Raw genomic sequence first — 17,662 nt, 5'->3', positions numbered from 1 at the left:
GTATCATTTTTTTGAAGTATCCCTGACGAGTTTAATCATCAGGCCTACCAATGAAAGAAGTGGTAATAACCAGATCAAAAAAGCCTGTTTGAAAGCCCATTTTTCATCCAGCCATTTTCCCAAATATACGGTTGTCACCAATACAATAACCCATTGTGTGGCCAGACCAGCATATTGAAAAATGGAACGGGGTTGGCGATCCTTATTCATTGGATATATCTGCTTTCGGGATATTGAGGGCAATCGTATCAAGCGAGGAGGGTGTATTGCCTGAAAGCACTTTTTTTACCCCGTCTATATATTGTTCTTTATACCTGATAGCCTGTTCGAGCGAATCAGTTCTCATTTTTAATACCTGTAACGCTGTCCGGCTTTCCTTGGTTCCGTAACCCGGTATATAATATTTCAAAGGAGAAAAAGCAATCAGCGCAATCGTAAGTCCGACCAGGATGACAAAAACGGTACTCAACCCTATATAAACACTCAATCGCGATAACCTGAAAGTGACCACTTCCTCATAAGTATCATCATTCATCACCACCAGGCGATAGTTGTTACGGATACGTTTGAGGTTATTATTGTTCTCTGAGCTGGCCATACTGTAAAATCTGGTTAAAGGTAACGATGAATCCTGTTTTACCCATCGCTGATCGGGAAATAACTGTATTTTTAAACTGTTTTTATGCACAGTAATTCCAGATTCATATTTTCCCGGATGATTCCGGTCCCATATACGGTTGCCCTACTGCTTTTTTTCAGCCTGAAAAGCATGGCACAGCCTTATACAACCATTGAACTAAAAAAAGATAAACCCTACGAAAACAGGACATTACCTGCCGAAAAATCGGGTAATAAAAAGTTTACGCTTCCTAAAAGGATTTACAACAATACCGTTACCCATTTCAACTACTATTTCAATGCCAATCAGCGGCTCAATGAAATCCTTGAAAGGGCCAGTGAATCGCACAGGGACGATTACACACAATTGCTGTCATTTTATGATTATGACCTGGAGACCACTGCCCAGGACCAGATAGATACCGTTTTATACAAATGCACAGCCGGCATTCTCTTACATGATCTTCGCAGTGACTGGGTCGACAACCTCTACATGCTGATGGGTAAAGCCTATTTACTCAGAAAAGATTTCGACTCTGCACAGATGGTATTCCAGTACATCAACTATGCATTTGCACCCAAGGATGAAGGATATGATATTCCCATCGGCAGTAATGCCAGTAATGCAGGCGGTGTATTTTCCATTTCCACCAATGAAAAAAGAACGCTCTGGAAAAAACTCACTACAACCCTGCCCAGCAGGAATGAGAGTTTCATATGGATGACGAGAACTTTTATTGAACAGGATAAAGCCGCTGAAGCGGCGGGTTTGCTTGCACTGCTCAGAAGTGATGCTCTCTTTCCCACCCGTTTACAACCAGAGTTGGATGAATTGAGTGCTTATCTTTTTTATAAGCTCAATGCATACGACAGTGCAGCCAATTACCTGGTACGTGCTTTGAAAAAAGGGAACGATCATATGGCAAAAGCCAGGTCTTATTACCTCGCCGGACAATTATACGATCTGGCAGGAAAGGATAAAGACGCCATTCAATCTTACCAGACTGCCGTTAAGTTTTCGACCGATCCTTTCATGGAAGTGTATGCAAGACTCAATATTGCGGCCCTCTCTACCGGTGATAAAGACAATGCCCTTCAGGAAAACCTGAACGAATTACTGAAAATGGCCAAAAAAGACAAATATGATGTTTACCGCGATATCATTTATTATGCCGCTGCCAAACTGGAACTCAGCAGGAAAAATTATACCGCTGCACAGCAATGGCTACTAAAAAGTGTGTCTTTCAGCAACGATAATCCATTACAAAAACAGGAAAGTTTTCTCTTACTCGGCGATCTGAATTACGATCGAAAAGAATACAGTCAATCATACAGCTTTTATGACAGTGTACAGGTGAACATGGTAAAAGAAAAAGAGCAGGAAAGGATCAATACAAGAAAACCTGCTTTGCAGTTGATTGCCATGAATGAAGAAAACATCAGCAGGGAAGACAGTGTACAAAAAATAGCAGCACTGCCTGAAGCTGAAAGAACGGCTTTACTCAAAAAAATACTTCGCCAGTTAAGAAAAGAAAGTGGTTTGAAAGAGACAGATGAAACTTCATTTGGCTCCGATCTCCCTGCTGCTGGCAGCAACCAGCCTGCTGATTTATTCAACAACAATGGAGCTGAATTTTATTTTCTCAACAGCAATTTACGCAGTCGTGGTTTAGGCGAGTTCAACAGACGCTGGGGTACCAGACCTAATGTAGACAACTGGCGCAGACAATCGGCGGTTGACAAAGTTATTCCTGCTCAAAACCAGGCCATCGTTTCAGCAGATAATAAAACAGATTCCAAAAAACAGGAGCTTAGTTTAGAAGCATTACAAAATACTATTCCGCTTACTGAAGAGCAGAAAGAATTGTCGAATACCATGATCATCCGTGGTTTGCTGGAAAATGGAAAAATATTCCAGGAACAGCTGGATGATTATCCTTCTGCCATTGAAGTGTATGAAGAGTTACTCAGACGTTTTCCGCGTACTGCTGAAGCCGAAGAAGCAAGCTTTAACCTGATACAGTGTTACCGTAAAACCAATAACCTGGCCGCTGCAGATTCATTACAAAATGCTTTTACCAAAACTTTTGCCGACAGTAAGTTTCTACAAAACACTTCCACTTCAAATAAAAAAGATCCATCTGAACTTACATATGCCAACGTATACAATCTCTTTATTGAAGGTAAATTTGAAGCAGCCATTCAGGCGAAAAAACAGGCAGAACAACAACAGAGAAATTCAAAATGGACAGCTCAACTCCTGTACATTGAATCGATCTATTATATCAAACAAAAAACAGACAGCGTTGCCATTAACAGGCTCGAGCAACTGATAACCAATTTCCCCTCTTCTCCCCTCGCTGAAAAAGCGGTGACGATGATCGATGTATTAAAAAGAAGAGAAGAGATTGAGAAATACCTGTCCGATTTATCTGTTGAAAGACCCGCAGAAACGGTTACCAGGGGTATTGATCTTACCGGACCGGCTTCTATCGTGAATACCATACCAAAGAAAGACAGTTCAAACACCGCAGCTCCGGCGCCAAAAGAAATAAAACAGCCTGCAGGCGTTAATTTAACCAATGCTGTTAAATCTACACTCACACTGGCAGAACCCGAATATGAATTTGTACCCACCGATACCCAATACGCCGTTATTGTACTCAATAAGGTAGATGGTATGTTTGTGGGAGAAGCCCGCAATGCTTTTAACCGCTTTAACCAGGAGCGATTCTATAATCGTCGTTTACCCATCAATACCATAACAATTGTACCTGAAGTACAGTTATTACTGGTAGGCCCCTTCCCTTCGGCCAGTGATGCGGTAAGTTATACAGACCTCGTGAAACCCCAGGCAGCCAGCAGGATATTACCCTGGTTAAGTGCAGATAAATATGGATTCCAGATTATTAGTCCGGCCAACCTGAGGATTTTGCAAAACAAAAAAGATATCGCAGCATACAGGGCATTTATGCAAAAAGCATTACCCGATAAATTTTAACGAGTGGGAAGCACTGCTTCACTAACTCTTCTTTAGTTTTACGCATCATTATTATGAACCAATAGTGGATTGTTATGTCAAAACCCGTTCGCATTTTCTGGCGCATTTTTTTCTGGACACTTGGTGGGGGTATTTTATTCCTGCTCATGATTAACTGGGGATGGCTAGGCAGTATGCCCTCCATTGATGATATAGAGAACCCTTCTGCATCACTGGCCAGCCAGGTGTATGCACAGGATGGCACATTGATGGGTAAATACTACCTGAATGGAGAAGACAGAATCAATGTAAAATACCAGGATATCAGCAAGCATGTGATCAATGCACTGGTTGCTACCGAAGATGAACGATTTTACAATCACAGCGGTGTTGACCCCCGTTCATTGGGCCGTGCACTCGTATTTTTAGGTCGCGATGGTGGTGCCAGTACCATTACCATGCAAACAGCCAAAAACCTGTTTACCGATAACTGGAGTACTCGGAATATTTTCCTGCGGATGATACAGAAGATCAAAGAGTCGATTATTGCCATCAAACTGGAACGCAATTTCACCAAAGAAGAAATACTCACTTTATACCTGAATACCGTTGCATTCAGCGATAATGTTTACGGTATCAGAAACGCTTCCAAAACTTTTTTTCAGAAAGAACCTGACAGACTGAATATTGAAGAGTCGGCGGTTTTAATTGGCATGCTGAAAGGAGCCACCATTTATAATCCGCGGCGTAATCCAAAACTGGCTCTCGACAGAAGGAATACAGTGATTAGCCAGATGGTTCGTAATGAATACCTGACCGAGGCAGAAGCAAATATCCTGAAAAGAAAACCGATTGAACTGAATTATAAGAAGCTGGATGAGACAGCAGGTCTAGGCCCCTATTTCCGTATGATACTGGCCGAAGAGATGAAGAAATGGTGCAAGGAAAATAAAAAGAACAACGGCGACAATTATAACCTGTACAGGGATGGTTTAAAAATTTATACCACCATTAATCCCCGTATGCAACAATATGCAGAAGAAGCAGTGGCCAAGCATATGAATTTTATGCAGAAACTGTTTAATGGTCAGGCAAATATTAAAAACAAATCGATCTGGAAAGGATATGAGAACGTGCTGGAAGCTGCGATGAAACAAAGTGACCGCTGGAAAAACCTGGATCGTGATGGTTTAAAAGATGAAGAGATCAAAAAAACCTTCTATGAAAAAGTACCCATGCGCATTTTTGCCTGGAACAATAACCGGGAAACCGATACTTTGATGACGCCATATGATTCTATCCGTTATCATCGCCAGATGTTACAGGCTGGTTTTATGGTGATGGATCCATTAACTGGTGAAATCAAAGCATGGGTAGGTGGTATTGGTTTTAAAACATTCAAATACGATCACGTAAACTTCAATACCAAACGCCAGGTTGGTTCAACCATGAAACCACTCTTGTATAGCCTTGCCATTGAAGAAGCTGGGTTTACACCGAACACTACTGTGTATGATGAACAACAGAGTTTTGGGGGATACGGGATGGTTCCTGCTACGAGCCGATCATGTCAGGGCGGTGCTATGCCTATGGCTTCTGCATTGGCGTTTTCACGTAACTGTGCATCGGCCTATATCATGAAACAGTTAGACAGCGAAGGTAACAATGGTGCAAAACGATTGGTAAATTTTCTGGAGCGCTGCGATTTTAAAACCAAAATAGAACCTTATCCATCTATTGCCCTCGGTTCCTGTGAAATTTCTCTGTATGAAATGATGCAGGGTTTTAGCATGTTCCCTGGCAGAGGCTTTAATGTAAAACCCATGTACATTGCCCGTATTGAGGACAGGAATGGCAATGTTCTGGCTACTTTCACGCCCAAAAGAAAAGAAGTCATCAGCGAAGTGACCGCTTACTCTGTAGTGAAAATGATGCAGGGAACAGTACAGGTAGGTACAGGTCGTGGTATCTGGGGTTATGGCATGCCTTCTGTTGAAATGGCCGCCAAAACAGGTACTACCAATGAAAACAGCGATGGCTGGTTCATGGGTTATACACCACAACTGATGGCAGGTGCATGGGTTGGTGCCGACGATCGTTTCATCCATTTTAATAAAGAGAGTGCATGGGGACAGGGTGGTCGTGCGGCCATGCCTATCTGGGCTTATTTCTTTAGCAAAGCTGCATCGGACCCTAATTGTGGAATAGACAAGAGTGCCCGGTTTGTAAAACCAGAAGTGATGAGCAATGACCTGATCATTGATTACCTGAACGACTCTACTCCTATTTTAGGTGGTGAAGGTGAAGATGTTGGAACAGGTACGTCACAGGATTATGAAGTGCCTCAGAACATTAAACTGGAAGATATTGCGCCGGAATCTGATATTAAAATCAATCCTCCAAAAACACCAGAGAAAAAAGACGGGAAAGGAACACCACCCTCACCTGCTGATAAACCAAAAGCTGTTTTACCCAAGAAGCCCGGTGGAGAAAAATAAAGATATACTGGAATGTTATGAGTGAAATAAAAGTGATTGCCTTTGATGCCGATGATACCCTTTGGGTAAATGAACCTTATTTCAGGGAAACCGAAGACAGGTTTTGTGAATTACTGGAAGATTATATGCCGCATCATTCTGTTGCCCGTGAGTTGTTACAAATGGAAATAAGGAACATCAATCTGTATGGTTATGGTGTAAAAGGTTTTATGCTGAGTATGATTGAAGCCGCCATGGAACTTTCCAATAAAACCATCAAGGTAGATGTGATTGAAAAAATTATTGCATTAGGCAAAGGGCTGCTCGAAAAACCAATTGTATTACTAGACGATGTAGAAGATGTATTGCAGGCATTACAGGGAAAATATAAACTGGTGGTTGCCACCAAAGGTGATCTGCTCGACCAGGAAAGGAAATTGAGAAAATCTGGTTTGGAACATTATTTCCATCACATCGAAATCATGTCTGAAAAGAAAGAAGCTGATTACCAGAAACTGCTGAAGCACCTCGACATTCAACCGGCTGAATTTATGATGCTGGGAAATTCACTAAAGTCAGATGTGCTGCCTGTATTGGAACTGGGTGGTCATGCCGTTCATATCCCCTATCATACTACCTGGGCACATGAAACCATTGACAAGGACATTGAACATGCGAATTTCAAACAAGTAACATCCATTAAAGACGTTTTAGCTTTCTTATTGAAATGAAAACCTTATTAGACATCGATCAGTGGAGCCGGAAAGATCAATTCCGGTTTTTTAGTCGCTTTGAAGAACCTTTTTTTGGTGTTACTGTCCCTATCAACTGCGGACATGCCTACCGAATTTGTAAAGAAAAAGGCTATTCTTTTTTTCTGTATTACCTGCATGCCTCTTTAAAAGCAGCCAATGAAACGGAACCCTTTCGTTATATCATTGAGCAGGATCAGGTATTTGTATATGACCAGATTAATGCTTCTGCTACTATTGACAGACCCGATGGTAGTTTTGGTTTTTCCTACATAGATTACCATCCCGATTTCATTGCATTCAGCTCAAACGCAAAAAAAATCATTGAAGAAGTGCGTAATTCAACAGGACTGATTCCAGCCATTTCAGGTGAAAATGTTATTCATTATTCTTCCATTCCCTGGTTGAACTTTACGGCTATTTCGCATGCACGCTGTTTTAGCTACAAAGATTCATGTCCGAAAATCACTTTTGGAAAAATGACAGAACAAAATGCTGTTCAGCAAATGCCCGTATCTGTTCATGTACACCATGCGTTGATGGACGGCTTTCATGTAGCGCAGTTTGTAGACCGATTTCAGGAATTATTAATGCGATATTAAAGAGCATTACCTTTCAGATTAAAGTTGAGTGAGAACTGGTGAAAGAGTTGTCGCTGGTAAAATCCTGTCGCATATCGAATATGTACCTTAGGCAGCACTACTGCAGTACCCAGCGTAAAGCCATTCAGTCCATTGCTGATGTTAAATCCATTCAAATCATTCCTGCGTTGAAAATGATACCCTGTTGTGAATTCAATTTTTTCATGCGGGAAAAACTGTGCGGCTATTACCACATGATTGAATATTTTTTGGAGTGTACTCTTTTTGGTGAAATCATCGTCACCCTCCCCTGCCCTGAAACTGGTATCGTTGTAAAAATTATTGAACCGGTGCAGGTTGTGAAGGCTTAACGAAAACTGAACAGGCGCTTTTTCCAGTCTTTTAGTAATACCCATCTGTACATCAAAAGGCAGTTCTTCCTTTCTGCCCGAACCGTCATAGGTACTGATCTGGGTACCCATATTTTTTACGACAATACCTGCCTGTAAGCCTTTCTCTTCATCATGGTAGTTTAATGCCACATCCATGGCCATGCCGGAAGATCGGTATTGTCCATAACCCGAATGGATAAATTTCAATGTAGCACCATACCACCATTTCTCTTTATGACTACGTGAAGCCATTACCTGAACCACATAATCCCTGGGTCTAAAACTGCCGGATATATTCCCCGAAGCATCTGTTTGGTCAATATTCCCGTAATTAAAATAATTGACCCCGACCCCTATATTGGTTTTTGCATCTTCCAAATGCCAGGCTCCTGTAAGACTATAATTACTGATACCTGCCACAAATGCATTAAAAGAGGTATTGAGTTGCTGGTGCATTTCTTTTCTGAGCAATGCAGGATTATGGAAAGTCATTCCCACGTCTTTTCCCGGTATAGAAATATTGAGGCCACCCAATGCAGACAACTGGGCAGTATTGGGTTGTTTGAGGAAATTAAATACAGCGTTGCCACCCAAGGTCTGGGCGACACTTATATGCCCCATCAGGCATAAGCTAATCACTATAAAAAATCTGCATTTCAATACAGTCAAAACTAATGTAACTGAGGGAAGAAAGATGAGGAAGAGGCAATTTTATTAGATGTTTATACTCATCGAAATCCCCTCTTCTCCCTTTCTCTTTGTTAACTATAATTAAGCAATAGTGAAGTTTACTATTTGTGAAAGGCTATTAAGAGAAAGGGAGCTAGATTAAGTTATATAAAAAAAAGAATCCCCCATGGAGATGGGGGATTTTAACCCTTAAAACAACCAACATGAAGAAAATGTTGATGTTTAAATAACAAGTACAACGGCCAATAGTTTAGCCATCGCATAAATTTTAATGTTATACCAGTGCAATATCTACTACCTGTTGCATGGTTTTTACATAATGGAACTGAACACCGCGGATAAAATCTCCTTCTATTTCCTTCACATCTTTCTCGTTTTGCGAACAGAGAATGATTTCTTTTAACCCTGCTCTTTTGGCTGCCAGCACTTTTTCTTTGATACCTCCTACGGGCAATACCTGCCCACGTAGGGTGATTTCACCTGTCATGGCCAGATAAGGTTTCACTTTTCTGCCTGTAAATGCAGATGCAAGAGAGGTTAGCATGGTAATACCAGCGCTTGGACCGTCTTTCGGTACGGCACCCTCCGGTACATGTATGTGAATGGACTTCTTTCCAAACTCATCCGGATCTATCCCATATTTTCGGGCATTGGCCTGCAGATAGCTGAGTGCTGTACTGGCACTTTCCTTCATTACATTACCCAGATTACCGGTCAGCTTAAGATCGCCTTTACCTTCTCCGAGAATGGTTTCAATAAACAGTATATCGCCACCCACATAAGTCCAGGCCAGACCAACCGCCACTCCGGGCATATTGGCTGTTTTATAAATTTCGTTGCTGTATCTGGCGTGTCCGAGTATTTTCTCTATATCTACAGCCGTTAAAGTTGTTTTGAGTTTGTTTTTAATAGCCAGCTCTTTTGCCTGGTACCGCATAATGGATGCCAGTTGTCTGTCAAGTTCCCGAACACCGCTTTCCCTTGTATAGTTTTCAATGATCTTTTCAATCACTTTATCATTCATCTTCACATTCACTTTTCCCAGACCATGTGCTTCTTTTTGTTTGGGGAGCAGATGTCGTTTGGCTATCTCTACTTTTTCTTCTACCGCATACCCGCTCAAATCAATGATCTCGAGTCGATCGCGTAAGGCAGGTTGTATGTTCTGGATATTATTGGCTGTGGCAATAAACAATACCTTGCTGAGGTCGTATTCCAGTTCCAGGTAATTATCATAGAAACTGTTATTCTGTTCCGGATCGAGTACTTCCAGTAAGGCTGATGATGGATCACCACGGAAATCGTTGCCAATCTTATCAATTTCATCCAGTATCATCACCGGGTTCGATGACTTGCATTTTCGGATATTCTGTAGAATACGTCCGGGCATGGCACCGATATAGGTTTTGCGATGACCACGTATTTCGCTTTCATCATGCATTCCACCCAGACTCAAACGAACATATTTACGTCCGATAGCATGGGCGATGGAGCGACCCAAAGATGTCTTACCAATACCGGGAGGTCCAAGGAAACAAAGAATCGGGCTTTTCATATCACCCTTCAGCTTTAATACAGCCAGGTATTCGAGGATCCTGCTCTTGATCTTCGACATGCCATAATGGTCAATATCTAATACCTTTTTGGCATTTTTGAGGTCATAATTATCATTTGTATGTTCATCCCATGGGAGGTCGAGCATCAGGTCGAGGTGATTGTACACGACTGAGTAATCAGGTGTACTGGGGTGCATTCTTTCCAGTTTCTCAATACCCGATTTGAAAAGGTTTTTGGCTGTATCTGGCCATTTTTTCCCTTCGGCTTTTTTCTTCATCTCTGCTATCTCACGCTCATTGGTGTCGCCGCCAAGTTCCTCCTTGATGCTTTTCAGTTGCTGCTGAAGAAAATAATCACGCTGTTGCTTGTCTATTTCAGTGCGGGTTTTATTGGTCACTTTATCCTTGAGTTCTGCAAACTGAAGTTCACGCTGAAGTATGTGGATGAGTTTTTCGGCTCGCTGATGGATATCATGTATTTCGAGCAGTCCCTGTTTTTCAGACAGATCGCTGTTGAGGTTGCTACTCACAAAATTGATGAGGAAGGACGGGTTCTCAATGTTTTTGAGGATAATGGATGCCTCGGTAGGCAGGTTGGGCGACAACTGTATGATTTGGGTTGCCAGATCCTTGATACTGCTTACAATAGCATTAAAGTCTTCCTGTACAGGCACTTCATCATCTGCCAGCATACGTATGGAAGCCCTGAAATAAGGGTCTTCTGAAACCATATTCAGCAGTTCAAATCTTTTCTTACCCTGTATGATGATGGTAGTACCCCCATCCGGCATTTTGATGAGTTTGACGATCTTGGCGATGGTACCAATGGCACAGAGGTCTTTAGGCTCTGGATCTTCAACATTCACATCTTTCTGTGCCAGTACACCGATCAGTTTATCGCTTTTATAAGCCTCGTTTACCGCTTTGATACTTTTATCTCTTCCTACTGTGATAGGCAATACCACACCCGGAAAAAGTACCGTGTTACGCAGTGGCAATATGGGAAGTGTATCTGGAATGACTGTATCCTTGTCAAAATCACCATCATTTTCATTGATGGGTATAATGGGCATAAAGTCTGTATCGTCTTCGGACCTAAAAAAAAGTTTCTCGTTCAACATATTGTGTTTTCAATCTTAAGCCAGATTGACATGAATAGTCAATCCATTACCGATGAGGTAAGTCGGCAAAAATAAGTCAATATTGATGCCATGCGTCTAAAAAAGGGAAGATCGGTACAAACTGTCGCAAAAAAAATCTCCCGCCAGAGGCGGGAGACCTTTTAATCCCGATGCGATCGGGAAAAGCTTCTTGCAAGAAGTAATATTGTCTAAAAACAAATACTACTAGTGAGCAGCTGGAGCAGCAGTTGTGTCAGCAGCTTTTGCTGTAGTGTCAGCAGCAGCAGTTGTGTCAGCAGCAGCAGGAGCTACAGTTGCAGTTGTGTCAGCAGCTGGAGTTTCAGTTGTTTCACCAGAGTTACATGCAGCGAAGAAACCTGCAACAGCTAAAATTGCGAATACTTTTTTCATTGTACTTGTTTTTAAAATTTTTTGTTTGGGCGCAAAGATAATGGTCAAATTGTCTTTTGCAAACTTTTAACAGCTTTTTTTACTTCTTCCTGAAAAATATCCGAATCGGCACTCCCTTGAAATTGAAGCTTGTTCGCAGTTGATTTTCCAGATAATTACGGTATGGCTGTTTAATATCATCGGGATAATTGGTAAAAAACGCAAAAGATGGTACCACTGTAGGCAATTGTGTCACATATTTAATTTTTACCGTATTTCCCCTTACTACAGGTGCATGGTATGCCTGAACTGCTTTCAGCATGATATCGTTCAACTGAGATGTTGGTATTTTTCGCTTCTTGTTCTCATACACTTCCAGCGCTATTTCGATAGCTTTGAAAATCCTGGTTTTATCTTTTACAGAAATAAATAAAACAGGCACATCAGTAAATGGGGCGATCCTCTTCTTTAAAGTTTTTTCATAATCACGTGCTGTATTTGTCTCTTTTTCAACAAGATCCCACTTATTTACCAATACCACTATACCTTTCCCCTTGCGGGTAGCCAAACTAAAAATGGTTACATCCTGGGCAGTGATTCCTTTATCGGCATCGAGTACCAGCAGGCATACATCAGCCTCATCCATGGCTTTAATGGCCCTGATGATGGAATAAAACTCCAGATCATCTTTCTCTTTACTCTTTTTACGGATTCCTGCTGTATCGATCAGCATAAACTCTTTTTGAAAGAGCTTATAATGGGTATGAATCGTATCGCGGGTTGTACCTGCTATATCGCTCACGATGGTCCGCTCTTCGCCGATCAATGCATTCAGCAAAGATGATTTTCCAACGTTTGGCTGGCCGATGATGGCAAACTTGGGTAAACCATCATCCTTGGTTGTGTCTTCAGAATCCTCGGGGGAAATACCGGCTGCTATCGCATCCATCACCTCTCCAGTTCCACTACCTGAAATACTGCTAATGAAGAAGTTATGAGCGAAACCTAAACTATAAAATTCAGTTGCTTCCAGCTCGCGGGTACCATTGTCCACCTTATTGACAACCACATATACAGGTTTGGTGGTGCGACGCAGCATATCGGCCATCGCTTCATCCAGGTCAGTTATACCCGTGGCTACATCTACCATAAACACGATAGCATTCGCCTCATCGATGGCAATCTTTACCTGTTTTCTGATCTCCTTTTCAAAGATATCTTCTGTATTCGGTACAAATCCTCCTGTATCGATCAGGTTGAATACTTTACCATTCCAATCAGCCATACCATACTGCCTGTCGCGGGTAACCCCGCTGATATCATCCACAATGGCTTTCCTTGTTTCTAGCAAGCGATTAAAAAAAGTGCTCTTCCCCACATTAGGTCGTCCCACAATTGCAACTGTATAACCCATAATTGTATTTTTTACTACACTAAATAATTAAGTAATTATTCTAAATAAATGATTATCAAATTATTGATATCCATATTCATTTAACTGCATTTCATTATCCCTCCATTTAGGTCTTACTTTCACAAAGAGTTCGAGGAACACTTTCTGACCAATAAATGCTTCGATATCTGCCCTTGCCAGCGTACCCACTTCCCTGATCATCTTACCTTTTTCACCAATAATGATGGCTTTCTGGCTTTCCCTTTGAACGATGATATCGGCCTGGATCTTTACCAACTGCTCTTTCTCTTTAAACTCATTCACCATCACAGCAGTATGATAGGGTATCTCATCTCCAAACAACTGGTAAATTTTCTCCCGCACCATCTCCCCTACAAAAAACTTGGTAGGCAGATCGCTCAGGTCATCCTCACTATAAAAAGGAGCTGCTTCGGGTAAAAATGAAAGGACCGCATCCAGCAATTTTTGCAGATGAACTTTCTGAAGGGCTGAAATTTTGACCAATTGCCTGCAGTAGGTTTTACCTGCAAAAAAAGCTTCCGCTTCTGCAATCTTGCCATTGGCGGCTGTATCGATTTTATTGAGTACAACTATGGCAGGTACTTTTAACCGGAGTCTGCTGAATATTTTGTCACATTCCTGGAAATCGTCATTGGCTTCCACCATCAGCAGGGCGAGGTCGGCATCTTCCATGGCACTTTTTACCGAGGACATCATTCGCTCATGAAGCTTGTACTTTGGATCGATGATACCCGGTGTATCGGAAAAAATGATCTGGTATGCTCCCGGTTTGTTCAAAAATGCTTTGATCCGGTGGCGGGTGGTCTGGACCCTGGGCGATACAATTGCCATTTTCTCTCCCACCAATGCATTAAGTAAAGTGCTTTTACCGGCATTGGGGCGACCAAATATGTTGACAAATCCTGATTTCATAATAAGTTGGGAAGTCGGAATGTCCGGAAGACGGAAAGAGGAAACTCAGATGAGAACGAAACAACAAGATGTGAAAATGATCCTTATAAAACCCGCATCTTTTATTATTCAGTATCCAGAGAAGCCCCTAGCCGAATTACGAGTCATTCTGACTCAAAATTATACCTTTTTAATACAAAAGGCCTCCAATCTGAGGCCTTTCGATTTTTCTGTTGCGAGGGAAGGGATCGAACCTCCGACCTTCGGGTTATGAGCCCGACGAGCTACCGCTGCTCTACCTCGCGATGTAATGGGGTGCAAAGGTAGGGGCGGGGAACTTCTCTTCCAAATATTATTTAATTAATCATCGGATTTACGCTTCACAGTAGCACCTCCGCTGGTATTGATATCTCTGATCAATCCTTGACCTTTATAGTAAATAGCACTGGCCCCACTGGCAGTTGCATTCAATTCTTTGTTCACGGTTACCCTTACCACCGATGCGCCTGAAGCATCTACTTTACACTGTTCGGCACTGATGTCGTATCCACGGATATCACTTGCTCCATTGGCATTCACGCCCAGCATTTTCACTGAGCCGTTTACGGTAATACGTGATGCACCGCTGGCTTCCAGTTTAAGGTCAGCTACTTCTACATCGCCTTTGAAATCGCTTGCCCCAGACATTTCAATCTTCAATTGCTCCTGTCTGATCTTGCCGGTTACTTTTACATTACAGGCACCGCTGGCTTCAATACTGTTGAGTTGTTTGAAAGTAACATAGGCTTTCATCTTATGGTTACCCCATTTTTTCCAGTTCAGCCCCTTACCATCAAAATAAATACGAAGGGTATTACCACGCATTTCGGTGCGTATCCTGGTAATTATTTCATCGGAACTGGCACTTACAGCCACTGCATCTTCTGTACCCTGCGACAGGTAAAGATCTATGGCACTCGACACATCGATAGCTGTGTATCCCTTGAGATTTCGCACTTCGGCATTACCATCGTGTACCAGGTTCTTTTCTACCTGAGCCATTACAGGTACTGTTGCAGTGAATACCATTAAAAGTATAAGTATGCGCTTCATAACGGGGGTTTTGTGTGTAACGGGTATCATCGTTTAAAGTTACAGTTGGGGATAATATCCACATTCAGTACTTTTACACCAGATCATTCCTCGGGGTGCTCCCCGCCAATGGCGGGAGGGCTGAGATAATACCCGTTGAACCTGAACAGGGTAATTCCTGCGAAGGGAAGGCGTACATTTTTGGTCGTACCTCTCTCCTATTAGCTGTTCCCTGTTCCCATTTGTAAACTTTTAAACCATTAAAATGAAAAAGTTTTTGGGAACAATGTCGCTGACATTCCTCATCCTGCTCGTATCTGGGCAAAACAAAAACCTGGTTCGCGGTACCGTAACCGACAGAACCAATCAACAACCTGTAGCCGGTGCATTGGTATCGGTCAACAATTTTCAAACCACTACCGATGGAAACGGCCGTTTCTCACTCACCTGGGCCGGATCGGTGAAATCCGTTTTATGGGTAAAAAGCCTGGGGTATCGTAACAAAGAAATCGATCTTTCTGCTGTTTCACAGAACAATGAAATGAGTATTGAACTCGAACCCGGCAGTTTGTTTTTGCAGCCGCTGGAAGTAAGATCAATCCGTGCTGCAGATAAAGCTCCTTTTGCCAAAACCAATCTTGGAAAGGAAGAAATTGTGAAAAACAATCTTGGTCAGGATATTCCTTTCCTGTTAAACCAGACCCCTTCTGTTGTTATTAACTCCGATGCCGGCAATGGTATAGGATACACCGGTATCCGTATCCGTGGTACCGATGCAACACGTATCAATGTGACACTGAATGGCATACCCTACAATGATGCGGAAAGTCTGGGAACATTTTTTGTGAACCTCCCTGATTTTTCTTCATCTGTAAACAGTATTCAGGTGCAACGTGGAGTGGGAACTTCTTCCAATGGTGCCGCAGCATTTGGCGCTACCATCAATTTATCGACCAATGAGTTCAATGAAAAAGCCTATACTGAATTCAACAACAGTTTTGGCTCTTTTAATACGCGGAAACATACCCTGAAAGCTGGTACAGGTTTACTGGGTAAACATTTTACACTTGATGCGCGTGTCAGTACTATACAGAGTGATGGCTATATTGACCGTGCCAGCAGTGATCTGAAATCATTTTATATCAGCGGAGCATGGCTCAGCCGGCAATCATCACTTCGTTTCAATGTGTTCAGTGGCAAAGAAAAAACTTACCAGGCCTGGTATGGTGTTTCGCAGTCGTTGTTAACAACCGATCGTACCAATAACCCGGCAGGAACTGAAAAACCAGGGACACCTTATGATGATCAAACAGATAATTATACACAAACTCATTACCAGTTATTTTTCAACCATGCATTTAGCAGTACCTGGTCTTTGCAAACTGCTGCTTTTTTAACCAGAGGTTACGGTTATTATGAAGAATACAAAGCCAACCAGCGTTTTTCAAACTATGGATTACCCGACCCGATTGTAAATGGCACTCCGGTTACACGCACTGATCTTGTTCGCCAGCGCTGGCTGAATAATTATTTCTATGGGCAGAATATTTCTTTGCAATACCGTAAAAAAGGAAATGAATTTACACTCGGTGGTGGATGGAGCACGTATGTAGGTGATCATTATGGTACATTACCATGGTTACAGACAGGCACAGCAGTGGCGGGTTACCGTTATTACGATAATCCGGCACTAAAAAAAGACGCCAATCTATTTGCCAAATGGCAACAACGTTTTACCGATCACTTTTTTGGTTTTATTGATATACAGTATCGGAACGTATCACATGACATGAGAGGGTTTCAGAACAACCCGTCTTTAGTGGTAAACAGGGATTTTAATTTCTTTAACCCGAAAATTGGTTTCACTTACAGAAAAAATAACTGGCAGGCTTTTATTAGTTATGCCATTGGTCAGAAAGAACCTAACAGGGATGATTTTGAAGCGGGCGTTAGCAATCAACCCAGGTCAGAAAAATTACAGGACCTTGAGTTGGGTATTGAATACAAAAAAAGCAACTACCATTTTGCCGCGAACCTCTACTATATGAATTATGTAAACCAGTTGGTTTTAACCGGTCAGATTAATGATGTAGGGGCTTATACCCGTTTCAATGTTCCGAAAAGTTATCGCCTGGGTATAGAGTTACAGGCGGGGTGGAGACCTGCTGAATGGTTATCTGTGGGAGGAAATCTTACCCTGAGTAAAAACAAAATCAAGTCCTTCACCGAATACACAGACAATTACGACTCGGGCAACCAGGATGCCGTACAAAGAAAGAATACCGATATTTCTTTTTCACCTGCAACCATTGGCGGATCACAAATCATGTTCTATCCCACAAAACAATTCGAACTTGGTTTAATTGGTAAATATGTTGGCAAACAGTATATGGATAACAGCCAGTTAAAAAGAAGTGAACTGAAGGCATTTGCCACACAGGACCTTCGTGTATCTTATAGCTTTAGTCATAAAGTATTCAAACAGGTACAAATTATCGGACAGATCAATAACCTGTTTAACAAACTTTATGAACCCAATGGTTACAGCTATAGCTATACAAGTGGCGGGGTATTTTATACCGATAATGGCTACTACCCGATGGCAGGAAGGAATTTTATGGTTGCAGTGAATCTGAAGTTCTAAACAGAGGAATAAGAAATAAGGAACAGAGAAATAAGAAAGTGAGGGCAATTCTCCTTTCTTATTT

13 protein-coding genes, 1 tRNA gene and 1 riboswitch are annotated in these 17,662 nt (G+C 41.9%); of the genes, 5 read left to right on the top strand and 9 right to left on the bottom strand.

Translation table 11 applies throughout. The features are described from left to right. Positions 1-3: 3 nt before the first annotated feature. Together ACH3Z1_RS10525 and ACH3Z1_RS10520 are read right to left on the bottom strand one after the other, a co-directional pair. Positions 4-210: a hypothetical protein gene (locus tag ACH3Z1_RS10525; protein ID WP_490821903.1), complete on the bottom strand. Its 207-nt coding sequence runs from the start codon at positions 208-210 to the stop codon at positions 4-6. Beyond that, on the bottom strand, positions 203-688 hold the full coding sequence (locus ACH3Z1_RS10520; RefSeq protein ID WP_490821901.1) for a hypothetical protein: 486 nt from the start codon (positions 686-688) through the stop codon (positions 203-205). The genes ACH3Z1_RS10525 and ACH3Z1_RS10520 overlap by 8 nt, the downstream gene beginning before the upstream one ends. An 81-nt stretch (positions 689-769) precedes the next feature. On the opposite strand from ACH3Z1_RS10520, the gene porW reads away from it, so the two are divergent. The 4 genes from porW to ACH3Z1_RS10500 all read left to right on the top strand — a co-directional run bounded on the left by porW (position 770) and on the right by ACH3Z1_RS10500 (position 7,429). Continuing rightward, complete coding sequence (porW, locus tag ACH3Z1_RS10515; RefSeq protein ID WP_490821899.1) at positions 770-3,619, top strand: type IX secretion system periplasmic lipoprotein PorW/SprE; 2,850 nt, start codon at positions 770-772, stop codon at positions 3,617-3,619. A gap of 74 nt (positions 3,620-3,693) precedes the next feature. Then, positions 3,694-6,096: a transglycosylase domain-containing protein gene (locus ACH3Z1_RS10510; RefSeq protein ID WP_490821898.1), complete on the top strand. Its 2,403-nt coding sequence runs from the start codon at positions 3,694-3,696 to the stop codon at positions 6,094-6,096. A 17-nt stretch (positions 6,097-6,113) separates the two neighbouring features. Next, positions 6,114-6,806, top strand: a complete 693-nt coding sequence (locus tag ACH3Z1_RS10505) for an HAD family hydrolase (RefSeq protein WP_490821897.1) — start codon at positions 6,114-6,116, stop codon at positions 6,804-6,806. Continuing rightward, positions 6,803-7,429, top strand: a complete 627-nt coding sequence (locus ACH3Z1_RS10500) for a CatA-like O-acetyltransferase (RefSeq protein WP_490821895.1) — start codon at positions 6,803-6,805, stop codon at positions 7,427-7,429. Before ACH3Z1_RS10505 ends, ACH3Z1_RS10500 begins: the two co-directional genes overlap by 4 nt. Here ACH3Z1_RS10500 and porQ read toward each other — a convergent pair. From porQ to ACH3Z1_RS10465, 7 genes are all read right to left on the bottom strand, one after another. Next, the gene (gene porQ / locus ACH3Z1_RS10495; RefSeq protein ID WP_490821893.1) at positions 7,426-8,439 is read right to left on the bottom strand and encodes a type IX secretion system protein PorQ; all 1,014 of its coding nucleotides are present in this window, start codon (positions 8,437-8,439) and stop codon (positions 7,426-7,428) included. The two genes, ACH3Z1_RS10500 and porQ, sit on opposite strands and share 4 nt — an antisense overlap. A gap of 325 nt (positions 8,440-8,764) precedes the next feature. Next, positions 8,765-11,119: an endopeptidase La gene (lon, locus tag ACH3Z1_RS10490; protein WP_490821891.1), complete on the bottom strand. Its 2,355-nt coding sequence runs from the start codon at positions 11,117-11,119 to the stop codon at positions 8,765-8,767. Positions 11,120-11,392: 273 nt separating this feature from the next. Next, positions 11,393-11,626 carry a hypothetical protein gene (locus ACH3Z1_RS10485; protein WP_490821889.1) on the bottom strand — a complete coding sequence of 78 codons (234 nt, stop codon included), beginning with the start codon at positions 11,624-11,626 and terminating at the stop codon, positions 11,393-11,395. A 31-nt stretch (positions 11,627-11,657) separates the two neighbouring features. Beyond that, positions 11,658-12,971 carry a ribosome biogenesis GTPase Der gene (gene der / locus ACH3Z1_RS10480; RefSeq protein ID WP_490821888.1) on the bottom strand — a complete coding sequence of 438 codons (1,314 nt, stop codon included), beginning with the start codon at positions 12,969-12,971 and terminating at the stop codon, positions 11,658-11,660. A 60-nt stretch (positions 12,972-13,031) separates the two neighbouring features. Then, positions 13,032-13,904: a GTPase Era gene (gene era, locus ACH3Z1_RS10475; protein ID WP_490821886.1), complete on the bottom strand. Its 873-nt coding sequence runs from the start codon at positions 13,902-13,904 to the stop codon at positions 13,032-13,034. Positions 13,905-14,116: 212 nt separating this feature from the next. Further along, positions 14,117-14,188 (bottom strand) — tRNA-Met (locus ACH3Z1_RS10470). A 55-nt stretch (positions 14,189-14,243) separates the two neighbouring features. Further along, a complete protein-coding gene (locus ACH3Z1_RS10465; protein WP_490821884.1) occupies positions 14,244-14,975 on the bottom strand; it encodes a head GIN domain-containing protein in 732 nt (243 codons plus the stop codon). Positions 14,976-15,056: 81 nt separating this feature from the next. After that, a riboswitch (TPP riboswitch) is annotated at positions 15,057-15,160 on the top strand. Between the two features lie 59 nt (positions 15,161-15,219). On the opposite strand from ACH3Z1_RS10465, the gene ACH3Z1_RS10460 reads away from it, so the two are divergent. Next, positions 15,220-17,598: a TonB-dependent receptor gene (locus tag ACH3Z1_RS10460; protein WP_490821882.1), complete on the top strand. Its 2,379-nt coding sequence runs from the start codon at positions 15,220-15,222 to the stop codon at positions 17,596-17,598. The last annotated feature ends 64 nt before the right edge of the window (positions 17,599-17,662 follow it).

It is taken from the genome of Sediminibacterium sp. FW305-C-49 (assembly GCF_058231085.1).
The sequence above is the reverse complement of the archived record's forward strand: the minus strand, read 5'-3'. Positions and strand labels throughout refer to the sequence as shown.

What these genes read in the sequence shown, in the direction of transcription:
- ACH3Z1_RS10525 (WP_490821903.1), bottom strand. Translation starts at nt 210, where the DNA reads ATGAATAAGGATCGCCAACCCCGTTCCATTTTTCAATATGCTGGTCTG.
- porW (WP_490821899.1), top strand. Translation starts at nt 770, where the DNA reads ATGGCACAGCCTTATACAACCATTGAACTAAAAAAAGATAAACCCTAC.
- ACH3Z1_RS10510 (WP_490821898.1), top strand. Translation starts at nt 3,694, where the DNA reads ATGTCAAAACCCGTTCGCATTTTCTGGCGCATTTTTTTCTGGACACTT.
- ACH3Z1_RS10505 (WP_490821897.1), top strand. Translation starts at nt 6,114, where the DNA reads ATGAGTGAAATAAAAGTGATTGCCTTTGATGCCGATGATACCCTTTGG.
- ACH3Z1_RS10500 (WP_490821895.1), top strand. Translation starts at nt 6,803, where the DNA reads ATGAAAACCTTATTAGACATCGATCAGTGGAGCCGGAAAGATCAATTC.
- lon (WP_490821891.1), bottom strand. Translation starts at nt 11,119, where the DNA reads ATGCCCATTATACCCATCAATGAAAATGATGGTGATTTTGACAAGGAT.
- der (WP_490821888.1), bottom strand. Translation starts at nt 12,971, where the DNA reads ATGGGTTATACAGTTGCAATTGTGGGACGACCTAATGTGGGGAAGAGC.
- era (WP_490821886.1), bottom strand. Translation starts at nt 13,904, where the DNA reads ATGAAATCAGGATTTGTCAACATATTTGGTCGCCCCAATGCCGGTAAA.
- ACH3Z1_RS10465 (WP_490821884.1), bottom strand. Translation starts at nt 14,975, where the DNA reads ATGAAGCGCATACTTATACTTTTAATGGTATTCACTGCAACAGTACCT.
- ACH3Z1_RS10460 (WP_490821882.1), top strand. Translation starts at nt 15,220, where the DNA reads ATGAAAAAGTTTTTGGGAACAATGTCGCTGACATTCCTCATCCTGCTC.